A 20,040-nucleotide genomic window follows, 5' to 3' on the forward strand; every position below is an offset into this window, starting at 1 on the left:
TACTATGACTGATAAAAACAATATTCAGATATTAACCGTTCTCGCGCTGATTGGACTTGTCATCGGAGGAATTGGTCCGTATTTCGGTTTGATTTCAGACCTTTTACAGGCGGTAATCTGTATTATCACACTCCCGGTGTTTGTCATCGGCGTGATGCTACTCTGGAAATATCGTGACGGAGACGAAGATTATCCGTTTATGGGGTACTAACAATGATAGGTTATCTGATTGCAACACCATTTATCGGGCTATTATTCATGGGAATACACCGGAAAGCAATTGCACGGATACAGGGCCGTCCCGGTCCTCCCATCTGGCAGGAAATCCTTCATACCCTGAAATTTTCCTTCAAAGAGACGTGGATTCCCCGTACCGCAAGTAAAGTACTCTATATTGGCATCGTATTCATCGCCATTGCCATATGGGTGGGTGCACTGTATATTGTCATGCTGGGCGGCAGTCTGCTTCTGTTGTTCGGCGTATATATGCTGCATAAAATGGTTGAGCATGGTGTCGGGCTGTCGCCTGGTTCCCCCTACTCAAAGTTCGGTGGTGTCCGTTCTGTTATATCAGCATCATCTGAAATTCCGTTGTTTGCAGTGATCGCAGGAATCTATTTCTTCACCGGTTCCCTGATGATCTCAGATATTATCCAGTATCAGGCAGTACACGGACCTCTGCTTTTTAGTCTTCTTCCCGCAGCGATTGCGATGTATATTGTTATCCTCTCAAAGATGCACTATGGACCATTCTCAATTGTTGAGGCAAAAGAGATTGTCAGCGGGTATAAAACCGAGCATTTTGGTGCATGGCGTGCAGGACTTGAGATCTCGGATGCCATAAAAACAGTCGTTCTTCTGATGACATTTATACTGGTATTCTGGGGAGCCATGTCTCCGGTTATGCTCTTTATTGCAATGCTCATTGTGCTCATTTCACTCTCATTTGTCTGTGCGGTAACACCCATGCTTGGTCCGTATGACAGTGTAACCGTACAACTGGTAACAATTGTTATTCTTGTTGCCTGGATGGCACTTCTGGCGGTGATTGCATGACACAGATTAAAAAAATACTTGCCGGGGGTCTGTTTGCCTACATCATCATTGCATTGTGGCAGACAATCCTGCACCCGGAAGTATTCCTTCAGGCACTCGTTCTCGGACTGATTTTCATTACTCTGACCGGAATTGCCTGGATCCTGGATGAAGAAAAACTCAAGCGTGCAGAGATGGCCATCCTATGGATATGTGTCGGACTCTTCGCCCTGTATGCGATTCTTGTAGCAGGAGGGATTGCCTGATGGTTACCTTCCTCTATGAAAAAGATCTCCGGGAGATGAAGCTCATCATCCTTTCCAGTCCGCTTCATGAGATAACGATGGCTGCACTGTGTGAAAGGTATGGGATCCGTCGTCAGATTCTCCGGAGAAAAATGATCAACACCTTTGACATGTCCCTTCTGGAAAATATTCCGGCACGCTACGAAGTCTGGGAAAAAGAGCAGAGTGAAAACGAGAGTTCAATCGAATCGGAATTCGGTGCGACTCTTATTACCCGACAGATACCCCTTCTCACGGAAGACGAGATGAACAGAATTATTCAGCAAACAAAAGAGAAAATTTCAGCCGGTATGGGTAAATCCCAGGCAATAGACGAAGGAATGACAATGATACGGGAGGTGATCTCTTCATGACAGCGCTACAGGATATCAAAAATGCCGTTCGTTCACGTTCCATTCATGTCTGTTATGTAAATGTAGGTTCATGCAATGGATGTGATATCGAAATTCTGGCATGTCTTGCACCCAGATATGATATTGAACAGTACGGCATTTATGTCCATAATAATCCCCGTGAAGCAGATATCCTTCTTGTAACCGGTGGGTTTTCCCCACAGTGGGAAGATAAGCTAAAAGCGGTCTGGGATAAAATTCCCGAACCAAAAGCAGCAATTGCAATTGGAAACTGCCCGATTTCCGGATGTGTCTTTAATCGGGAAGGGACCTATCTTGACCCGCCTGTCCGAAAGCACATACCGATAGCAGCAGAAGTTCCCGGGTGTCCCCCGCGGCCGACGGAAATTCTTGAAGCCGTGTTGTCGCTTGCACCCGTTGTATTCAAAGATTATGAAAGGAGAGAAGAATGAAGAAGACTGTTGATGTATCCCTTCCGATAGGGCCGGTGCATCCGGTCTTTAAGGAACCGTGCAGGATAAAATGTGAAACCCGCGGTGAATATGTAATCAATGCGGAACTTGAGCTTGGGTATGTGAAAAAAGGTATTGAACGGATCATGGTTGGACGACCGTGGCAGGAAGTGATGTTTCTTTCAGAACGGGTATGTGGGATCTGTTCTGTCATCCACAATTATGTCTGCATTGAAGGGATGGAGCGCATAAATGATATCCCCGTTCCTGACCGGGCAGCATATCTCCGTCTGGTGGTAAACGAACTTGACCGGATTCAGAGCCATCTGCTTGCAAACTATTCATACTGCTACACAATCGAGCATGAAACGCTTGCCATGTATCTCCTTAATCTACGGGAAACCGCAATGGATGCTCTTGAACTGGTCACCGGAGCACGGGTAACCTGTTCGTACATTATTCCGGGAGGCGTGCGGTTTGACCTGACCGAAGAGAAGGAACGAAGTATTCGTACCATGATTGACCACATCGATTCTGAACTCACCCGGTTTGTTCATATGTTTGAGGGCGGGTCACTGATCGCCCTTCGAAGCAAAGATGTCGGCACATTCACCCGTGAGGAGGCAATCGAATCCCATGCGGTCGGACCAACCGCCCGTGCGAGCAATCTGGACAATGACTGCAGGCTGTTTCATCCAACCTACAAAAAACTTGATTTTGAGTCAATATTACTGGACGAAGGCGATAATTATGCACGTATTATGCTCCGTTTCCTTGAGGTGTTCCAGAGTACGGAACTCATCCGTTCCGCTCTTGCACAGATGGAGACGGGGACTATCCGTGGTGGCGGGGAAATCGGGGGTGGCTTTGCCAAATGGTCAGGAGAAGCTCCCCGTGGCGAGCTGTCGTATTCCATCGACACCGATGAGCACGGACGGGTAAAAAAGATTGGGATACGGACTCCGTCAATAATGAACATCGAGGCATGTGTGCACTACATGCTGAAAGGTGTTCATTCGTCTGCTGACGTGACATCGACCTACATCAGTTCCGATCCGTGCATTGCATGTAATGAGAGGTGAATGAAATGGCATCTTCGATTATCTGGTATCTGAGAGAATTTGTCCGTGGGGAGTGGATACGTAAATTTTTCACTGTTAAAACGGCCCCTCTCGTCACTCCACCCCATTTCCGGGGATTCCCTGCTCTTACCGACAGAGAATGCACTCATTGCCTTGCCTGTATGATGATCTGTCCTGCCCCCGATGCGATTGAAGTGCTGGAAACAGATGGTGTCTGGAACCCGGTGGTATATCCCGGGCACTGCATCCGATGCGGACTATGCGTAGAGGCATGCCCGGAAGATGTCTTAACAGCAGGAGAACTTCTTTCCATACAAAAAGAAGACCAGAGCTCATTTGCGTCAACGTTTCATCTGACAATTGATCCCGTTTTGTGCAGCAGGTGCGGAAACTGTGCGGTTGCCTGCCCCATAAATAAAGAGATTGACCCGTATCTTGGCGGAACCGGCACCGCATTTAGTGAAGAAGTGATTATGCGAATTATCAACGGTGAGATGCGTGTCATTAACCCGGAGAAATGTACCGGGTGTAAAACCTGCGAAAAAACATGTGCAAATCATGCAATCCGGGTGGCACGTGTGGTTGTTGGTATTCAGGAGGCGGCGGTATGAAATTCATACTGAATACCGGACGAACCATCCGTCAGGGCAAATATATTGAAAATAAACTGGGCCAGGGATATGCTGAGGAGACATCCCTGTGTCGCATTCATCCGCTTGACCTTCTCGAACTGGGTGTGGAAGAAGGGGAAAATATCCTTGTGAAAAGTGAAATTGGAGAAATTGTACTGGAAGTACTTGCTGACGAGGGATTGCCGAAAGGGATGGTATTTATCTCGTACGGCATTCATTGCAATTCCATCATTTCACCCCGCACACATGGAACCGGTATGCCGGATTATAAAATTCATGAAGTAGAGATTTTCCCGACATCAGAACAGCGTAAAACACCGACTGAAATACTCGAACAATTAGGAGGTGTCAGGTATGCAGGAAATTAAGGATATGGTCTGCCCCTTCTGCGGGTGTCTCTGTGATGATGTTACTCTGGGGATTGAAAACGGCTCCATTGTATCGACAGATAATTGCTGTACAATTGGAAACGCAAAATTTTTAGGCAAAAACCGCCTGAAGAACCCCATTCAGAAGGTGGACGGGAAATGGATTGATATCACCTACGATGAGGCGGTGGATGCCGCAGTTGATATCCTGCTGGATGCAGACCGCCCCCTTCTGTTTGGCTGGTCCGGTACGCATGGAGAAGCACAGTGTGTCGGAGTTCATATGAACGAGATCCTTGGTGGCGTAATCGACAGCACCACATCTGTCTGCCACGGCCCCTCCATTCTTGCAATCCAGGAAGTCGGCCATCCCGGCTGTACCCTGGGACAGGTGAAAAATCGTGCTGATCTCGTAATCTACTGGGGTTGTAATCCAATAGAGGCACATCCCCGTCATATGAGCCGGTATACCACGTATGCAGACGGGTATTTTCTGGATAATGCATTCAGAAACAGGAAGGTAATCGTCGTCGATGTGCGTGAAACCGAGACGGCTAAAGTTGCAGATGAATTTATTCAGATAAAATCCGGTGGGGACTATGCGGTTCTCTCTTCCCTGCGGGCCATTCTCCGGGGAAAAGCGGATATGATCCCTGCCTCGGTTGCAGGGGTCAGCAAAACGCAGCTCATGCAGGTGGCGGAGATGTGCAAAACCTGTTCATTCGGTGCGTTATTCTTTGGTGTCGGTCTCACGATGGCGAAAGGGAAATACAAGAACGTCAGGAATGCCATCGAACTCGTTGACGACCTAAACCGGCACACCAAATTTACGCTGACTCCCATGCGGGGGCACTGGAATGTGTACGGGGCAAATGAAGTGTTCTCGTGGATGACCGGCTACCCCTTTGCTGTCGACTTCTGCCGGGGTGTTGCGTTCTATAATCCCGGAGAAACAACGGCAATAGATATTCTTGCACGAAAAGAGTGTGATGCCTGTATGATCATCGCAAGTGATCCGGCAGCACATTTTCCCCGTGCATGTGTGGAGCAGATACGTGACATTCCTATGATAGCTATTGACCCGTTCCAGTCATTGACCACACCCCTTGCAGACCTCCAGATACCGGTCGCGGTAACGGGTATCGATGCGGAAGGAACGGCATACCGTATGGATGGCATTCCCATCAAAGTCAAAAAAGTAATGGACTCCGGATATCCGTCTGACACAGAGATTCTTACCCGGATTTACCAGAAAATGCTGGAGGTGAAAGGATTATGAAGACGCTCCTCGTAAAAAATGCCTATGTCATTGATCCCATTCAGAACATATCCGGGGAAATAATGGATATTGCCGTTCGCGACGGCAAAATTGTCGATGACGTGAAGAATCCTGACGACGTGATTGATGCCGCAGGGATGCTCACTCTCCCCGGCGGCATTGATTCTCATACCCATATCTGTGGAACGAAAGTCAATTTCGGGAGATACATGAGTCCGGAGGATATGCGTGCCGGACGCACGTCCCGAAAAGGAGACATGCATGCAACATCCGGATACAGTGTTCCGACAACCTACGGGAACAGCTACCGGTATTCCCGTATGGGATACACAACCCTTCTTGAAGGTGCCATGGCGCCGATGGAGGCGCGACATACCCACGAGGAGTTCCGCTACACGCCTTTGCAGGATTGTCTTGCAAATACCCTTTTTGACGGCAACTGGTTCGCCCTTGAGGCGATAGAGAACGGGGATATCAAACGGCTGGCAGGGATTCTCGCCTGGTATCTCTCTGCAGCGAAAGGGTTCGGAGTCAAACTGACAAATCCGGGCGGGACAGAAGCATGGGGATTTGGCGAAGATGTATCCTGTATTCATAAACCGATTCCGCACTTCGGGATCACTCCCCGTGAGATCATCGTAAAGATGATTGAAGCAAATGAGATGCTCAATCTGCCGCACTCTGTGCATCTGCACTGTAATAATCTGGGAAAACCGGGCAATTACCTGTGCACGCTTGACACGTACAATGCCATTCCGGACCTCAATGATAAACGTCAGTCGCTGTATTCAACACATGTTCAGTTCCATTCATACGGAGGGTCGTCCTGGAACGATTTCTGTTCCAAGGCAGAAGATATCGCCCATTCGGTGAATGAAAAGCCGCAGATCGTCATTGACACCGGTCAGGTCATGTTTGGGAAAACGACCACGATGACTGCGGACGGGCCGATGGAGTTCAATCTTTATCGCCTGTACCACAATAAATGGAGCAATCATGATGTTGAGATGGAAACCGGGTCAGGCATCATTCCGGTGTTATACCGAAAGAAAAATCTTGTGAATGCTATCATGTGGTCGATCGGGCTTGAACTCGGCCTTCTGGTTGACGATCCATGGCAGTGCATTCTTGCAACGGATAATCCCAATGGTGCACCCTTTGTCAAATATCCTGAAGTAATAGCACTTCTGATGAGCAAGGAATACCGCGATAAGGAATTTGAGACGCTTCACAAATCAACGGGCAAACGAGTAGCTCTCCCTGCAATTGAACGGGAACGGACCTGGGATGATATTGCGGTCATGACCCGTGCAGCACAGGCACGTGCCCTGGGCCTTATTGATTACGGAAAAGGATTCCTTACGGAAGGTGCAGAAGCAGATATTGCAATATATCCGATATCTGTCGACACCACGGACCCGGCTCGTGAATACGAACGTATCATCAACGGGTTTGCGACAACAGAATACACAATCAAACGAGGCGATATTGTCTGCCGGCGGGGAACCTGTACCCTGGAGGGAAATCATTCCACATACTGGGTGAAACCACATGTGCCCGCTGCATATGATATGAGCACAGATTCAGAATTCATTGATGGGTTCAACAAATATTACTCAATGAGAATTGCCAACTATCCGGTTGGTGAAGAATACATTGGGCGTAATGTCTGCATGGAGTCGGAGGCATCCCTATGATGAAAGTAATTCTCGAAGTCAAAGAACGGCATAAACCCAATCTTCCGATTGAGGCAGAATGCATTACCCCCAAAAATTTCCTCGACCCGGAACGGGCATTCCATGTATGGAAAGGGAACAAGGAACTGGACATATCTGATGTCTTTCACGTCCGAAAAGATGGGAATGCAAAATCGGCTGAACAGGTGGAAATTATCATCCGTGGCAACAGTGCAAACATCAAACGGGTCGGAGAATATATGGACGGCGGGAAAATCCTGATCGAAGGAGATATCGGGATGCATTGTGGGAACTTCATGAGTGCCGGACTAATCGAAATAAAAGGAAATGCCGATTCCTGGCTTGGTCGTGAAATGAACGGGGGGAAGATTGTCTGTCACGGAAATGCCGGAGACTACGCCGGTTCCGGGTATCGTGGTGAAAAAAAAGGAATGCTGGGTGGCCATATTGAGATCATGGGTGATGCAGGGGATTTCGCGGGAGAAACAATGGCCGGAGGTGAGATTATCATTCACGGTAATGCGGGGGACATGCCGGGGGTTGATATCCGGGATGGACGCCTGACAATCATGGGGGACTGTTCCCGTCCCTGCGGTAATATGTCCGGTGGAGAATGCCGGATATTCGGGACAGCATACGATATGCTTCCGACGTTCAGGAATGAAGGTCTGACATCAGTTGAATCAACACCGGTTACCCGGTTTTCCGGAGATTATATCTCCCGTGGGTTGGGAACAATTTATGTTGCGAACTACAAATATATGGAATAATGCTGAAACATAGTTGCGGTTACACTGCTCCGATTCATTGTAAAAACTGTGGTAGACCACTCATCTATCACGAAAAAAACGGGTTGTATTGCCCATACTGCGGACGCCATGTGAATATGATCTGTCCCGGATGTGGGAAACCCTGGTAAAAGCCGTTAGTGTATGTCGGAACTGACCCGGCGAGCATACTCCGCGCGCAGTTTTCTGGTCTCATCCGGGGTCAGATCCGTTCTTTTATTTTGATGGAGATAGCGTTCCAGTTCTACGACTACGGCATCTGCGTCATGGTGGTTTTCGACTTCAAGATATTTCCGGACACTGCTCTTCTGCATAGTTTCCCCGCATACCGGGCAGAGTTTCCAGTTCTGGAACCGGTCAATATAGGTGAATGTACCACAGCTCTCACAGCGGACAATAATATACATATTTATATCGCTAATATGTTTAGCATATTATTAATCCTTTTGAGCAATGATCAATCATTCCGGCCAATGATATTTTCGTATCATTTTTATTTCAGAGGATGATTAGTAATTAATGACAATCGAAATCATCCCGGTTGAAGGAATTCCCATTGTTCAGCCAGGGGATAATATATCTGCGTTCGTTGCAGAATGCCTGTCTGTTGAAGACGATGATATTTTATGTGTTGCATCTTCCGTATATTCCAAATCAAAGGGATATTTACGCCTCCTCGAAGACATTCAGCCATCCGAACGTGCGGGGGAGATTGCTGAGAAGTGTGGAGAAGACCCCCGTTTTATTCAGGCAGTTCTTGACGAAGCTGATGACATAATAATTGATTATCCGTTTATTCTCTGCTCCCTGCCCCATGGGCATGTTGGTGTACGGGCAGGTATCGACCATTCAAATGTAGAAGACGGACGAATAATTCTGCTGCCGCCAAACCCTATGAAAGCTGCTGATGAAATCCGTGACGAAATTAAGAAGATCACCGGAAAAACAGTCCGGGTTATTCTGACAGATACCTGTGGCCGATCATTTCGGCGGGGACAAACAGGTGTTGCAATCGGGTGGAGCGGAATGTCCGCAATACAGGATTACCGTGGTGACACGGATCTATTTGGGCATACGCTCGAAATTACCGAAGAAGCCGTCGTTGACGAAATTGCAGGTATTGTCAACTTTGTTATGGGTGAAAGCAACCGTGGCGTCCCTGCGGTAATCTGTAGAAACATGCCACACTGGGAGGGACATGATAACCTGTATTTCAACGCAAAAGAGGATATTACCAGAACGGCAATGAAAAATAAGTATTAATATAGTGCATTCAGGACGATCGTAATGACTGCAATTACTCCTGCAGCGATCATAACAGTTGTCGGGGAAATGTGGATTGCTCTGCGATCTTCACTATCATAATACGTAACCAGACCGGCTGAGGATACAAGCCTTCCGCCACTCTTTTTTGCCATGCAGTACAATTGAATTTTAGCATATTTAAATTGGAAGGTGAATATCACTGTACTCTGAAGAAATATTTGAGGGAAAGGCTCTTCTGGGGGATGATTTTGAAGAACGAAATGTTCGTATCATAGTCACAAACGGGGTTATTACCAATATTGAAGAGATTTCCCGGACTCCGGACATATGGATATTCCCCGGTTTTTTTAACGCCCACACGCATCTTGGAGACACCATTGCAATGGATATCGATGCCAATGGTCCTATCGGGCAGCTAGTGGCGCCACCAGATGGGCTTAAGCATCGTTTATTGCGTGCAGCAACACCTGCAATGTGTGTTGAAGCAATGAACGCCAGCATACGGACAATGGCAGATACCGGAACATATGGATTTGCGGACTTCAGGGAAGGGGGCGTTGAGGGTGCACGATATCTTCAGGAAGCGAATGCAGAGTGTTCCCTTGATTCTGCTGTTTTTGGAAGAGACGGGGGAGAAAAAATCAGTGACGGACTGGGCGTCTCAAGTACCCGTCATTATGGAGAAGGGTTGACCAAAATAATTGAAGAGTCACGTGCGGACGGTAGAATTATTGCTTTCCATGCAGGAGAAAAAGATGCAATGGATGTCGATAGCGCCCTCGCATTTGATCCTGATATGCTTATTCACTGCACGCATGCAACGTCAAAGCAGATTCGCACCATTGCAGATGCAGGTATTCCTGTGGTTATCTGCCCCCGTTCAAACTGGAAACTGGGGGTTACTTCCTCAGGCAAAAATCCGCCGGTGCATGAAATGATTGATGCGGGTATTGAACTCTGGCTGGGGACAGACAACGTAATGTTTGTCCAGCCGGATATGTCAGCGGAGATGTCATTTTGCCATTATGTATATGGAATTGACGCACAGACAATTATGAAGATGGCAGTGGGGGGCGCTCACATTCTGGATATGAATTACGGCATTCATGAACAGAATACGGCACGATTCAACAGGTACAATACGGCGCGTCTTAATGCAAAATTCTCAAAAAACATATTAAATACTATAATAAACAGGTTGAACCCACTTGGGTTGGAAGGAAGTCTTTTAAATTGATATTAAAAATACATAATAAGCAATTCTAAGAGGTGGATCTGTGTTTACAAATATTCTCGTTGCCGTAGATGGATCAGAAATCAGTATTAAAACTCTGGAAACGGCATTGACCGAAGCCAAAGTCTGGAATGCGCAGCTTAATGTAGTCTATGTTCTTGAAACCGGTCTTTTTGACGATATCCCTGCCGATGAAAAGATGGAGTACATCAGAAACCTTCTGGAACAGCAGGGACTGAATGTGTTTTCCTATGCAGAAAAACGCAGCGAAGAGGAAGGTATCACTCTGAAAACTCACCTGAGAGAAGGCCATGCAGGAATCGAAATTATTTCTGCAGCAAAAGAATTGAATGCTGACTTAATTGTTCTCGGATCCCATGCAAAAAGTGATATCGAGAAGATTTTGCTTGGCAGTGTGACAACCCATGTTGTCCGTCACAGTCCTGTCAGTACTTTGGTGGTGAGATTATAACACCGGAAACAGTCCGTGACGTGATGACAACAGATGTTGTCTGCGTAGAAATTCCGGGAAACAGGGATGATGTACTAAGAATCCTGAAACGAACCGGTATCAGTGGTGTTCCTGTCCTGAAAGAGGGTGTGCTGGTAGGAATAATCACCCGAAAAGATCTGCTTAGAAAGCCTGATGAAATGCAGCTGGGGCTTCTGATGACACCTGATCCTGTCACGATCACTCCGGATGTGACCATTCAGGCAGCAACAGCAATATTAACGGAAAATCATTTCCGCCGGTTGCCTGTTGTTGAGGGAGGGGAACTGGTTGGTCTGATCAGTATTTCAGATATTGTCGGCGCTATTGCGCGGATGAAAATTACGGACGAAATCCGCAACAAGTTCAGTTCACATACCTTTGCAATCTGGGAAGAGTCCCCTCTGCCGCTTGTCGGCAGAATCATGGAGATGTCCGGATACGATGCTGTGCCGATCCTGAATGAGGACGGTCAGCTGACAGGCATCATCTCAGAACGTGATTTAATCCGCAATTCAAGTATCGAAGACAGTGTAGAAGTAAGTGACTTCTCAAATGGCACTGATGATGATGAATGGACATGGGAATCTATCCGTGATATGCATACGATATCATATGGTATCTCCAAAGTTCAGCTTCCGGATAAACCCGTTAAAGATGCGATGGTAAAGGAAGTTGTCGCTGTACCCCTCAATGCGGAGATCAGTGAATGCGCTCTGAAAATGAAGCGGGCACGTGTCGATCAGCTTCCGGTTATCAATGGGGACCGAAAAATGGTTTCTATGCTCTATGACCGCGAATTAATTCGAATAATTCTTGAAGAAGCTTAAATTCTTCCTGAATTCAAAATAATTTCAGAACGTTTTAGAAATAATATCCAATACCTTTATGAAAGAATGGTGCGTTCTATATCTAAGCGCTTTTACTCCCTTATATAGCGTACTTTTGATTGGAGGATTATAAATGTCAGAACTACCAGAAGGGGTTACCAAAGGCACTACAACTGTAGGTCTTGTGTTTAATGATGGTGTAGTGCTTGCAACAGAACGACGTGCTACAATGGGTACGATGATTGCAAGCAAGCGAGCAAAAAAAGTCTATCAGATTGCGGACAGAATTGGTATGACAACAGCCGGAGGAGTTGGTGATGCACAGACACTTGCACGTTTGATGCAGGTGGAATGCAACCTGTACCAGATCCGTCGTGGTCGTGATATGACTGTTGGTGCAGCAGCGTCACTCCTTTCTAATGTGTTGAACCAGAACCGATACTATCCATATTATGTCCAGTTGCTTGTAGGTGGATTTGATACCGATGGCCCAAGTGTCTACTCCGTGGATGCGATGGGCGGTGCATCAAAAGAAGATGATATTGTTGCAACCGGTTCAGGATCCCCATTTGCATATGGTGTACTGGAAGACCGCTATGAAGAAGGTCTTGATGAAGAAGCAGCTGTTAGCCTTGCAAAACGAGCACTCAGAGCAGCCATCAGGCGGGATTCAGCATCTGGTGAATCTATGAGTATAGTAATAATTACCAAAGATAAATATGAGGAGATGAGTGAGGAGGTTCTTTAAACTCTGCATTCATTCCGCTATTTTTCTTTTTTTAGGACGATTTTAATGTTAATTGATGAACGGCTAGAAGATCTCAGGAAGAAGATCAATTCTAAAGTACCTGCGGGTATTTCAATATCAGAAGTTGAATTTGAAGGACCGGAACTTGTCATCTACACTGATGACACAAAAAAATTCGCAGAACAGGCGGATTTAATAAAAGTTCTTGCACGCGAACTGCGCAAACGCATTGTTGTTCGCCCGAATATTCTGGAGGATCCGGAAAAGGCTGCCACAAAAGTGCGTGCTGTTGTTCCGGAGAGTGCCGGTATAACGGATATGTTCTTTGATCCGGATACGGGTGAAGTTCTCGTAGAAGCGGAAAAACCTGGTGTTGTTATAGGGAAAAACGGAGCAACACTTCGTGATATCACAAAAGAGATCGGATGGACCGCGAAAGTCGTGCGGACACCGCCCATTGAAAGCAAAACGGTCAAGGACATCCGCCAATATCTCAGATCGGTAAAAGATGAGCGCAAAGAATTTCTCCGCCGGATAGGAAAGAGAATTCACCGTGATGTACGAAGCAAAGATAAATGGGTCCGGGTAACTACCCTCGGATGCTGCCGGGAAGTAGGACGGGCGGCTTTTCTCCTGTCAACACCGGAAAGCAAGATCCTCATTGACTGTGGCGAAAAACCCGGCAGTTCATCTGAAGGATTCCCCTATCTTGGTGTTCCGGAAATATCCCCTCTGAGTTCACTGGATGCAGTAGTTCTTACTCATGCACACCTTGATCACTGTGCAATGATACCCCTGCTGTATAAATATGGATTTGACGGACCGGTATACAGTACACCGGCAACGCGTGATCTCTCTGCCATGCTTCAGCTTGATTATATCGATGTTGTCAATAAAGACGGCGGAGTTGTTCCGTATTCATCGAAAGAAGTGCAGGAATACCTGAAACATTCCATTACCCTGAACTATGGATCTGTTACCGATATTGCCCCGGATGTCAAACTGACCTATCATAATGCAGGACATATCCTTGGATCGGCAATCTCCCATTTCCATGTGGGAGACGGGCTCTATAATATCGCATTTACCGGGGATTTCAATTATGATAAGACCCGGCTGTTTGGCCCTGCAACCGTGCAGTTCCCCCGTCTCGAAGCAGTGTTCATGGAAAGTACATACGGTGGCTCCCATGATATTCAGCCGTCCAAAAAGGATGCTGAGACTAAACTCTACGATATTGTTAATACCACAATCAACCGGGGCGGGAAGATTGTCATTCCGGCATTTGCCGTAGGCCGTTCACAGGAAGTTATGCTGACTCTTGAGGAAGGAATACGTCTCGAAAAAATTCCCAAGGTCAAGGTATACCTGGATGGAATGATAAAAGAGGCCACTGCCATCCATACTACCTATCCGGAATATCTTAATCCGGATCTGAGGACACAGATATTCAAAGAAGGAATGAACCCGTTTTTGGCAGAATGCTTCGAGCAGGTTGATTCATCGAACCTTCGGCAGAATGTCATCGACGGTGACCCGTGTATCATCATTACCACAAGTGGTATGCTTTCAGGCGGTCCCGTGATGGAATATCTGCGTGCCCTTGCCCCTGAAGAGAAGAATTGTCTGGTTTTCGTCGGTTACCAGGCAGACGGAACCCTTGGGCGAAGAATTCAGAAGGGATGGAAAGAGATACCTCTCGGGCGTCGTGAAACCATCATGATGAACTGCGAAATACAGACTGTTGATGGGTTTTCCGGCCACTCTGACAGAAAACAGCTGATGCGTTATGTCAAGCATCTTCAGCCGCGTCCAGAACGGATATTTACCATTCACGGGGATGAAAAGAATACGATTGATCTTGCATCCTCAATTTACAAAAATTATCATATCCAGACCGTTTCGCCGATGAACCTCGAAACATACCGTCTGGTATAACAGGAATCTCTTTTATTCCCTATACCCCAATTATTGCATTAATGAAACAGCGCCTCTCCCTGGTCGTCGGGATCTTTATTGTAATGGCACTTTCCAATGCTATTGTACCCGTTCTTCCAAATTTTGCCAGTGAAATGCCTGCCCTGCAGGGAATAATATTTTCAGCATACTTTTTTGGGGCATTTGTGGCAGTCATTCCGGCAGGCGTGCTGGGCGACCGGTATGGCCGTGTACCGTTTATCAGGGCAGGGCTTGTTCTCACCGTCCTGTCCGGCGGACTGATCCTCCTTGGCGTGAATCCGTATGTCGTGGCCGCCGCACGGGCTTTCGAGGGAATAGGTGCAGGGTTATTTGTAGCCTGTGCACTCTCGTGGGTGAATGTGCAGCCGGACCATGCACGACTCTCCGGGTTTTATTTTGCTGCCCTGAATGCCGGGCTTATTGCAGGATTTATGGGAACAGGAATTCTGAACAGTCAGTTTGGCCTGTACAGCGGGGTAATACTGTATACCGGACTCGCCGCATTTCCGATGGTTCTGTCGTTTTTCATTCAGGAGGCAAAGGGTGTTGCATCAGAGAGATTACCGGAAATCCACATCATTGCAGGGAGAAATGTATGGCTCTACCTTTCAGCATTTGTTCTCATCGGCATCTCAGGAGTCCTGATTTCATTATATCCTGAATTTACGGATGAAAGCCCGTTTGTCCTGGGAATATTGTTTGCATCAATGAATGGCGCAACGATCTGCACCTCACTCATTGCCCCGAACATCTCTCTTCAGCCGATACAGACAATACGCATTGCGTCCGCATTAGTCGGAATTGCTGTCCTGAGTGCATTTTTTTTACCACTGTATGGAGGAATCATCCCGGTATTTATCCTTTTCATGGTCATCGGAGCATCGATAGGATTTGTGTTTGTGTCCCAGATGAATTATCTCGCAGTCACGGAAGAGCTGCAGGGAACGGCAATCGGCCTCCTTACCGCTGCATCCTATGGCGGAATGGCTTTCCTGCCGTTTTTTGCAGGCATTGTTTCTGAATATCTCTCATATAGTGCTGCATTTGTTGTCAACGGCATCTTTTGTCTGTTCGTGACAGCAACAATCACCCGGTGCAGATGTACGCTTCCGGTGTAATTACGCAGGTGTATTTTGGCTACCGGGTCAATGGATGCATTTCTTCATCCGTTTCAAACCGGCTGATACCTTTCAGTATGGCAGGCATCACGAGCATTGCTCCCATCAGGGAATATCCAACGGTGATGACCGTTGTTGTGCCAAAATTACTGATTATTTTGAATGCCGACATGATGAGTGCGGAAAAGCCGAATACGGTTGCCAGTCCGGATATGGTAATTGCAGTCCCGATTTTTTGAACGGAGCGTGCGATGGAGGAATATCAGGGTCAGCTGATTGGACAGGAGATAGCGTTTGGCAACGTCCGGGTGAATCCGGGAAAGAATTGTTGATATTTCAGCCTTGTTTGTCGGGACATTCCCGTTATTGAGCTGAACAATGAGTTAGGTCACGCTGGAAGATGGTTCAGGATAGGTTTCATTGTCCGGGTCCTGCCGGAGATTGTGGATATAGGCTATCACATCGATGTCTGTGATGTCATTGCCTTCGACGATGACAATTACCGATGAGGTGCTGAACGTGTCCGGGTATTTGTTTAATATTGTGCTGCGTGGTGTAACTCTTCCGACATAGGTTTCTCTACCGGTCTCCATCGTGAGCGTTTGTAGTGCCATGGAGTGAGAGGAGTATACGCACACCAACTGCCGCTGTAACAATCCATGGTGCCATATCAGCCAGATCTGCCAGTAGTGCGAACGGTGAGCGCAGGTTGGTTCCCCCTTATACTGATAGATTGGAATGGCAGGTTTATAGATCGAGGCGTCATAAAACAGGAACGGTGAACAAAATCCAAAGGTCTGTCTGCGGGGTACTGAGAGACAACTCTTCCACCGGGCGCAAGAGATTTATCTCGCGGGGATAATAGAGGGTCCATGGCTGTTTACCTGGGCAGGGCAGAGGTCAAGAAGAAAACCGAAGAACTGTTTGAAATATGCTCGCCTGAAAAGGTTTTGGATATGGAGAAAGAGCTTATTAAATTAGGCTATATTCAGAGGGGATCGGACCCTGCATCGGCGGAGTTCCAGCACATGGAGGCGGGCCTGATGTTGGATGTCGAGTTCGGCGAGGATGGTGAGATACATTCATATGAGCTCCTGACAAGCGAGGAGATAGAAGAGAAACAACGAAAGTTCCGCTGGTAACTTTCAGACGCCGGTATGCTTCCTGCGGTTTAGAGTCGGGAGCAGATCTCTGTATATATTCGGTATTTTATGTGAAAGCGAGATGAATTGCTATTTTGCACGGTATATCCTTTGCTATCCGGTTTGGGCGGGTATGCTGTCACAAAATACTATCTGTCCTGGTATCAGATGGGGTGTGCGGACGGTTCTGAAAATACCCGTTTTGAGCGGCGGTACCAGCAATTCCCTGCATTATTTTTGGAAAAAGCACGATTGGGACTGAGATATTGCGAAAAATTATCGGATTGTCGGAGGGGGGTCTAAACCCTAAAAAGTCCCGTACACTTTCCACCATTGAAGTATACAAAGACAGTACTGATTATTGTAATAATATACCCAACCAGGAGCGCAGAGATGATCGTCCCTTCCCCCAGGCCTTTCAGTGATCCGAATACAGAGTACGAAATAATTCCTGCCGTACAACAGAGCGACGTGTCAAAAGCAATCTTAATGTTTCCGAATTTTCTGCCGGTTTTATCCGCAATAATTTTTACGATGGCGTCACCCGGATAGATGAATGTCTTTGAGGATACCTCCAGATACACTCCCAGAGCCAGGACGACACAGCCGGATAGCAAAATAAGAATTCGTGATGTATACAACGAAGGCTGTACAAATACCAGTATCTGCATCCCCAGATCAATGAATATACCAAGGAGGAGACCTACAAATATCTGCAAAAGCTGAATTTTCGGAAAGTTACTTCCCAATATCATGATTTCCAACAGGAGAAACAGGACACCCAGAAAGAATGCAAATGCCCCAAAGGTCACGGGAAATACCAGGCATAATACATAGGGAACGCTTGAAATCGGAGACGTTCCCAGGCACGATTTTGTAATGAGACTTATTCCCAGGCCCATAAGGAATAATCCGGCGAATAATACGAGATATTTTTTAATAATCGTAGTATTTGGCATGTTTCAAGATCTTTTATATGTTAATGATATTGCAGGATATACTATTGCATACGGGCATTTTCGGGCCTCAGAACCCACTCCGGAGACGCATTTTGCTACTTGCTTCTTCGATTATGTATATTCAACGACCGCTCTTGAGAGGGTCCGGGGCATCTCAGCGAATCTCCGGGATGATCTCCATCAATACTGTCAGATCGAGTCGAATTACAACGTTTGGAAATGCAAATATCAAACCTATGAACAACTACGCTCCGACAATAAAATCACAAAAAGAACAAATGCGAGGGAAGGGATTCGAACCCTCGAACTTCTACAAGACTAGGCCCTGAACCTAGCGCCTTTGGCCAAGCTCGGCAACCCTCGCGCCTAACATAATTAGCAGTCAAACAAAATAAAGATGTTTATTGGTTATTTTGTTTCCATATTCTTTTTGGTGATTTTTTCCATCTCTCTCTGTTTCAGTTCTTTTCTCCGAATTTTTCCGGAAATTGTCTTTGGGAGACTTTCTACAAATTCAATTGCCCGTGGATATTTGTAGGGAGCGGTTACTTTCTTGACATAATTCTGAATGTCATGGATAAGGGACTCTGAGGGCGTGTATCCGGGAGCGAGTATAACAAATGCCTTCACGATCTGACCCCGTATGACGTCCGGTGTTCCGATGACTGCCGCCTCCTGAACTGCCGGGTGTTCAATCAGGGCACTTTCCACCTCAAACGGTCCGATACGGTATCCGGATGCCTTAATCACATCATCATCCCGGCCGACAAACCAGAAATATCCATCTTCGTCCGTGTATGCTTTGTCTCCCGTATAATAATACCCGTCACTGAAGGAACGTGCATTTTCGGCATCATTATCAATATATTCCCGGAAGAGACCAACAGGTCGCGGATCGGTTTTTATTGCGATATGACCTTCCTGATGCGGTGCGGCGGGTTTTCCGTTGTCATCATGAATTTCAATCTGCCATCCGGGCGCAGGTTTCCCCATCGAACCAAATCTGGGTTCCATACTGGGGAATGTTCCAATACAGAGTACCGTCTCTGTCTGACCATACCCTTCATATATCGTATGGCCGGTCGCTTTTTTCCAGACCCGGATGACTTCGGGATTGAGGGGTTCACCGGCACTGCAACAATGGCGCAGCTCACTGAAATCATATTTTTCCAGTTCTGCAAGGATCATCATCCGGTATATCGTAGGAGGAACACAGAACGTGGTAACACCATACTTTTCAATGATCGGAAGGAGCTCCGTTGCATGGAATTTGCCCCGAATATCATAGACCATGATGGCCGCACCCTCATTCCATTGGCCAAAGAGCTTCCCCCATGTGCTCTTTCCCCATCCGGTATCCGCCACGGTAAAATGAAGATCATTACTTCTCACGTCATGCCAGAACCGCCCGGTAACGATATGTCCGAGTGCATAACTATGGTCATGCAGCACCATCTTCGGTTCTCCGGTTGTGCCTGATGTAAAGAAGATCAGCATGGGATCGGTTGATTTCGTACGTTTCAGTCCTTCAAACGGCACCAGTTTGCTGGAGACAGGGGCCGGATATGCCAGCTCAACCGGGTAGCTGATCCATCCCTCCCGTTCGTCATCGATGATAAATTTCGATGCGAGAGACGGGCATTCGTCAAAGATTGCATCCACCTTGTGGGCATTCTCAGCATCGGTAATGACCATCTTGATGTCGGCTGCATTGATCCTATACTTCAGATCCTGTTCGGTGAGCATGGTTGGCGCCGGGCAATAGACAACGCCCATCTTGATCATACCCAGCACAAAGAACCACCATTCCGGAACACGCGGCAGCATAATAAGAACACGTTCCCCTTTTGCAGGGCCGTATTTTATGAGCATATTGGCGACCTGGTTTGAGAGGCGGGAAAGATCACGGAATGTGTATTTCTTCTCTTCACCTTTCTGATTGACCCAGATCATGGCGAGTTTATTCCGATCCTTCTGTGCCAGAGCATCAATGACGTCAAAACTGAAATTGTAATATTCGGGCACATCAATAGAAAAAGACCGATAGGTTTCATCGTAATCGGTAATATTATGCCGGGGGAGATGTGCAATATCCCGGTTCATCTGGAGGATTCCACTTCCTTCAAGTTCCGGAAAATGTGTGGTGCACACTTCCGATATCCATTCTGAACGGGAAACTCCCTGATTCTTGCAATCATTATCTATTTTCTGGACAAGCTCATTGTCCATCGTAATTGAATATCGCACCATCGTAGAATAATTTGGTGCGGGGAATGATAAAAGATGTGGTGGGATGCACCACG

At 46.9% G+C, this 20,040-nt stretch carries 26 protein-coding genes and 1 tRNA gene; 20 read left to right on the top strand and 7 right to left on the bottom strand.

From position 1 onward, the window contains the following. Positions 1 to 4 precede the first annotated feature (4 nt). The 12 genes from OU421_RS11965 to OU421_RS12020 are packed head-to-tail and all read left to right on the top strand — an operon-like array spanning position 5 to position 8,122. Positions 5 to 211, top strand: a complete 207-nt coding sequence (locus tag OU421_RS11965) for a hypothetical protein (RefSeq protein ID WP_268186333.1) — start codon at positions 5 to 7, stop codon at positions 209 to 211. Positions 212 to 213: 2 nt separating this feature from the next. Beyond that, the gene (locus OU421_RS11970; protein WP_268186334.1) at positions 214 to 1,056 is read left to right on the top strand and encodes a respiratory chain complex I subunit 1 family protein; all 843 of its coding nucleotides are present in this window, start codon (positions 214 to 216) and stop codon (positions 1,054 to 1,056) included. Further along, positions 1,053 to 1,301, top strand: a complete 249-nt coding sequence (locus OU421_RS11975; RefSeq protein ID WP_268186335.1) for a hypothetical protein — start codon at positions 1,053 to 1,055, stop codon at positions 1,299 to 1,301. Before OU421_RS11970 ends, OU421_RS11975 begins: the two co-directional genes overlap by 4 nt. Then, positions 1,301 to 1,693: a hypothetical protein gene (locus OU421_RS11980; RefSeq protein WP_268186336.1), complete on the top strand. Its 393-nt coding sequence runs from the start codon at positions 1,301 to 1,303 to the stop codon at positions 1,691 to 1,693. The genes OU421_RS11975 and OU421_RS11980 overlap by 1 nt, the downstream gene beginning before the upstream one ends. Continuing rightward, entirely contained in the window at positions 1,690 to 2,145 is a 456-nt protein-coding gene (locus OU421_RS11985) for an NADH-quinone oxidoreductase subunit B family protein (RefSeq protein WP_268186337.1), read from the top strand. The genes OU421_RS11980 and OU421_RS11985 overlap by 4 nt, the downstream gene beginning before the upstream one ends. Further along, the gene (locus OU421_RS11990; protein WP_268186338.1) at positions 2,142 to 3,227 is read left to right on the top strand and encodes a hydrogenase large subunit; all 1,086 of its coding nucleotides are present in this window, start codon (positions 2,142 to 2,144) and stop codon (positions 3,225 to 3,227) included. Before OU421_RS11985 ends, OU421_RS11990 begins: the two co-directional genes overlap by 4 nt. Positions 3,228 to 3,232: 5 nt before the next feature. After that, positions 3,233 to 3,838, top strand: a complete 606-nt coding sequence (locus tag OU421_RS11995; protein WP_268186339.1) for a 4Fe-4S binding protein — start codon at positions 3,233 to 3,235, stop codon at positions 3,836 to 3,838. Then, positions 3,835 to 4,227, top strand: a complete 393-nt coding sequence (locus tag OU421_RS12000) for a molybdopterin dinucleotide binding domain-containing protein (RefSeq protein ID WP_268186340.1) — start codon at positions 3,835 to 3,837, stop codon at positions 4,225 to 4,227. The genes OU421_RS11995 and OU421_RS12000 overlap by 4 nt, the downstream gene beginning before the upstream one ends. Next, positions 4,214 to 5,506, top strand: a complete 1,293-nt coding sequence (locus tag OU421_RS12005; RefSeq protein WP_268186341.1) for a formylmethanofuran dehydrogenase subunit B — start codon at positions 4,214 to 4,216, stop codon at positions 5,504 to 5,506. The genes OU421_RS12000 and OU421_RS12005 overlap by 14 nt, the downstream gene beginning before the upstream one ends. After that, positions 5,503 to 7,203 (top strand): formylmethanofuran dehydrogenase subunit A, encoded by a 1,701-nt coding sequence (locus OU421_RS12010; RefSeq protein WP_268186342.1) that lies wholly within the window; start codon positions 5,503 to 5,505, stop codon positions 7,201 to 7,203. Before OU421_RS12005 ends, OU421_RS12010 begins: the two co-directional genes overlap by 4 nt. Beyond that, positions 7,200 to 7,973: a formylmethanofuran dehydrogenase subunit C gene (locus OU421_RS12015; protein ID WP_326493503.1), complete on the top strand. Its 774-nt coding sequence runs from the start codon at positions 7,200 to 7,202 to the stop codon at positions 7,971 to 7,973. The genes OU421_RS12010 and OU421_RS12015 overlap by 4 nt, the downstream gene beginning before the upstream one ends. Then, the gene (locus tag OU421_RS12020) at positions 7,973 to 8,122 is read left to right on the top strand and encodes a DNA helicase PriA (RefSeq protein WP_268186344.1); all 150 of its coding nucleotides are present in this window, start codon (positions 7,973 to 7,975) and stop codon (positions 8,120 to 8,122) included. The genes OU421_RS12015 and OU421_RS12020 overlap by 1 nt, the downstream gene beginning before the upstream one ends. A 6-nt stretch (positions 8,123 to 8,128) precedes the next feature. On the opposite strand, the gene OU421_RS12025 is transcribed toward OU421_RS12020, so the two are convergent. Then, on the bottom strand, positions 8,129 to 8,398 hold the full coding sequence (locus OU421_RS12025) for a DUF1922 domain-containing protein (RefSeq protein ID WP_268186345.1): 270 nt from the start codon (positions 8,396 to 8,398) through the stop codon (positions 8,129 to 8,131). Between the two features lie 112 nt (positions 8,399 to 8,510). Here OU421_RS12025 and OU421_RS12030 point away from each other — a divergent pair, with 112 nt between their 5' ends. After that, on the top strand, positions 8,511 to 9,254 hold the full coding sequence (locus OU421_RS12030) for a coenzyme F420-0:L-glutamate ligase (RefSeq protein WP_268186346.1): 744 nt from the start codon (positions 8,511 to 8,513) through the stop codon (positions 9,252 to 9,254). Here the strand turns inward: OU421_RS12030 and OU421_RS12035 are convergent. Continuing rightward, entirely contained in the window at positions 9,251 to 9,409 is a 159-nt protein-coding gene (locus tag OU421_RS12035; RefSeq protein WP_268186347.1) for a preprotein translocase subunit Sec61beta, read from the bottom strand. The two genes, OU421_RS12030 and OU421_RS12035, sit on opposite strands and share 4 nt — an antisense overlap. An 83-nt stretch (positions 9,410 to 9,492) precedes the next feature. On the opposite strand from OU421_RS12035, the gene OU421_RS12040 reads away from it, so the two are divergent. The 6 genes from OU421_RS12040 to OU421_RS12065 all read left to right on the top strand — a co-directional run bounded on the left by OU421_RS12040 (position 9,493) and on the right by OU421_RS12065 (position 15,636). Further along, positions 9,493 to 10,494 (top strand): amidohydrolase family protein, encoded by a 1,002-nt coding sequence (locus tag OU421_RS12040; RefSeq protein ID WP_268187919.1) that lies wholly within the window; start codon positions 9,493 to 9,495, stop codon positions 10,492 to 10,494. A 40-nt stretch (positions 10,495 to 10,534) separates the two neighbouring features. Next, positions 10,535 to 10,963: a universal stress protein gene (locus OU421_RS12045; RefSeq protein ID WP_268186348.1), complete on the top strand. Its 429-nt coding sequence runs from the start codon at positions 10,535 to 10,537 to the stop codon at positions 10,961 to 10,963. A 23-nt stretch (positions 10,964 to 10,986) separates the two neighbouring features. Then, positions 10,987 to 11,811 carry a CBS domain-containing protein gene (locus OU421_RS12050; protein WP_268186350.1) on the top strand — a complete coding sequence of 275 codons (825 nt, stop codon included), beginning with the start codon at positions 10,987 to 10,989 and terminating at the stop codon, positions 11,809 to 11,811. A gap of 133 nt (positions 11,812 to 11,944) precedes the next feature. Continuing rightward, a complete protein-coding gene (psmB, locus tag OU421_RS12055; RefSeq protein WP_268186352.1) occupies positions 11,945 to 12,559 on the top strand; it encodes an archaeal proteasome endopeptidase complex subunit beta in 615 nt (204 codons plus the stop codon). Positions 12,560 to 12,604: 45 nt separating this feature from the next. Next, entirely contained in the window at positions 12,605 to 14,497 is a 1,893-nt protein-coding gene (locus OU421_RS12060) for a beta-CASP ribonuclease aCPSF1 (RefSeq protein ID WP_268186353.1), read from the top strand. A gap of 41 nt (positions 14,498 to 14,538) precedes the next feature. Continuing rightward, positions 14,539 to 15,636, top strand: a complete 1,098-nt coding sequence (locus OU421_RS12065; RefSeq protein WP_268186354.1) for an MFS transporter — start codon at positions 14,539 to 14,541, stop codon at positions 15,634 to 15,636. 19 nt (positions 15,637 to 15,655) lie between these two features. Here the strand turns inward: OU421_RS12065 and OU421_RS12070 are convergent, their stop codons facing one another. After that, positions 15,656 to 15,889 (bottom strand): MMPL family transporter, encoded by a 234-nt coding sequence (locus OU421_RS12070; protein WP_326493536.1) that lies wholly within the window; start codon positions 15,887 to 15,889, stop codon positions 15,656 to 15,658. 130 nt (positions 15,890 to 16,019) lie between these two features. Further along, the gene (locus OU421_RS12075) at positions 16,020 to 16,250 is read right to left on the bottom strand and encodes a hypothetical protein (RefSeq protein ID WP_268186355.1); all 231 of its coding nucleotides are present in this window, start codon (positions 16,248 to 16,250) and stop codon (positions 16,020 to 16,022) included. 258 nt (positions 16,251 to 16,508) lie between these two features. Between OU421_RS12075 and OU421_RS12080 the strand changes: the two genes are divergently transcribed. Then, positions 16,509 to 16,778, top strand: a complete 270-nt coding sequence (locus OU421_RS12080) for a hypothetical protein (protein WP_268186356.1) — start codon at positions 16,509 to 16,511, stop codon at positions 16,776 to 16,778. 299 nt (positions 16,779 to 17,077) lie between these two features. Here OU421_RS12080 and OU421_RS12085 read toward each other — a convergent pair whose 3' ends face one another. From OU421_RS12085 to OU421_RS12095, 3 genes are all read right to left on the bottom strand, one after another. Continuing rightward, a complete protein-coding gene (locus OU421_RS12085) occupies positions 17,078 to 17,737 on the bottom strand; it encodes a YczE/YyaS/YitT family protein (RefSeq protein WP_268186357.1) in 660 nt (219 codons plus the stop codon). A gap of 279 nt (positions 17,738 to 18,016) precedes the next feature. After that, positions 18,017 to 18,101, bottom strand: a tRNA-Leu gene (locus tag OU421_RS12090). A 44-nt stretch (positions 18,102 to 18,145) separates the two neighbouring features. Further along, complete coding sequence (locus OU421_RS12095; RefSeq protein ID WP_268186358.1) at positions 18,146 to 19,987, bottom strand: AMP-binding protein; 1,842 nt, start codon at positions 19,985 to 19,987, stop codon at positions 18,146 to 18,148. Positions 19,988 to 20,040 lie beyond the last annotated feature (53 nt).

Origin of the sequence: Methanogenium organophilum (assembly GCF_026684035.1) — an archaeon.
In the GTDB taxonomy this organism is placed as follows: domain Archaea; phylum Halobacteriota; class Methanomicrobia; order Methanomicrobiales; family Methanomicrobiaceae; genus Methanogenium; species Methanogenium organophilum.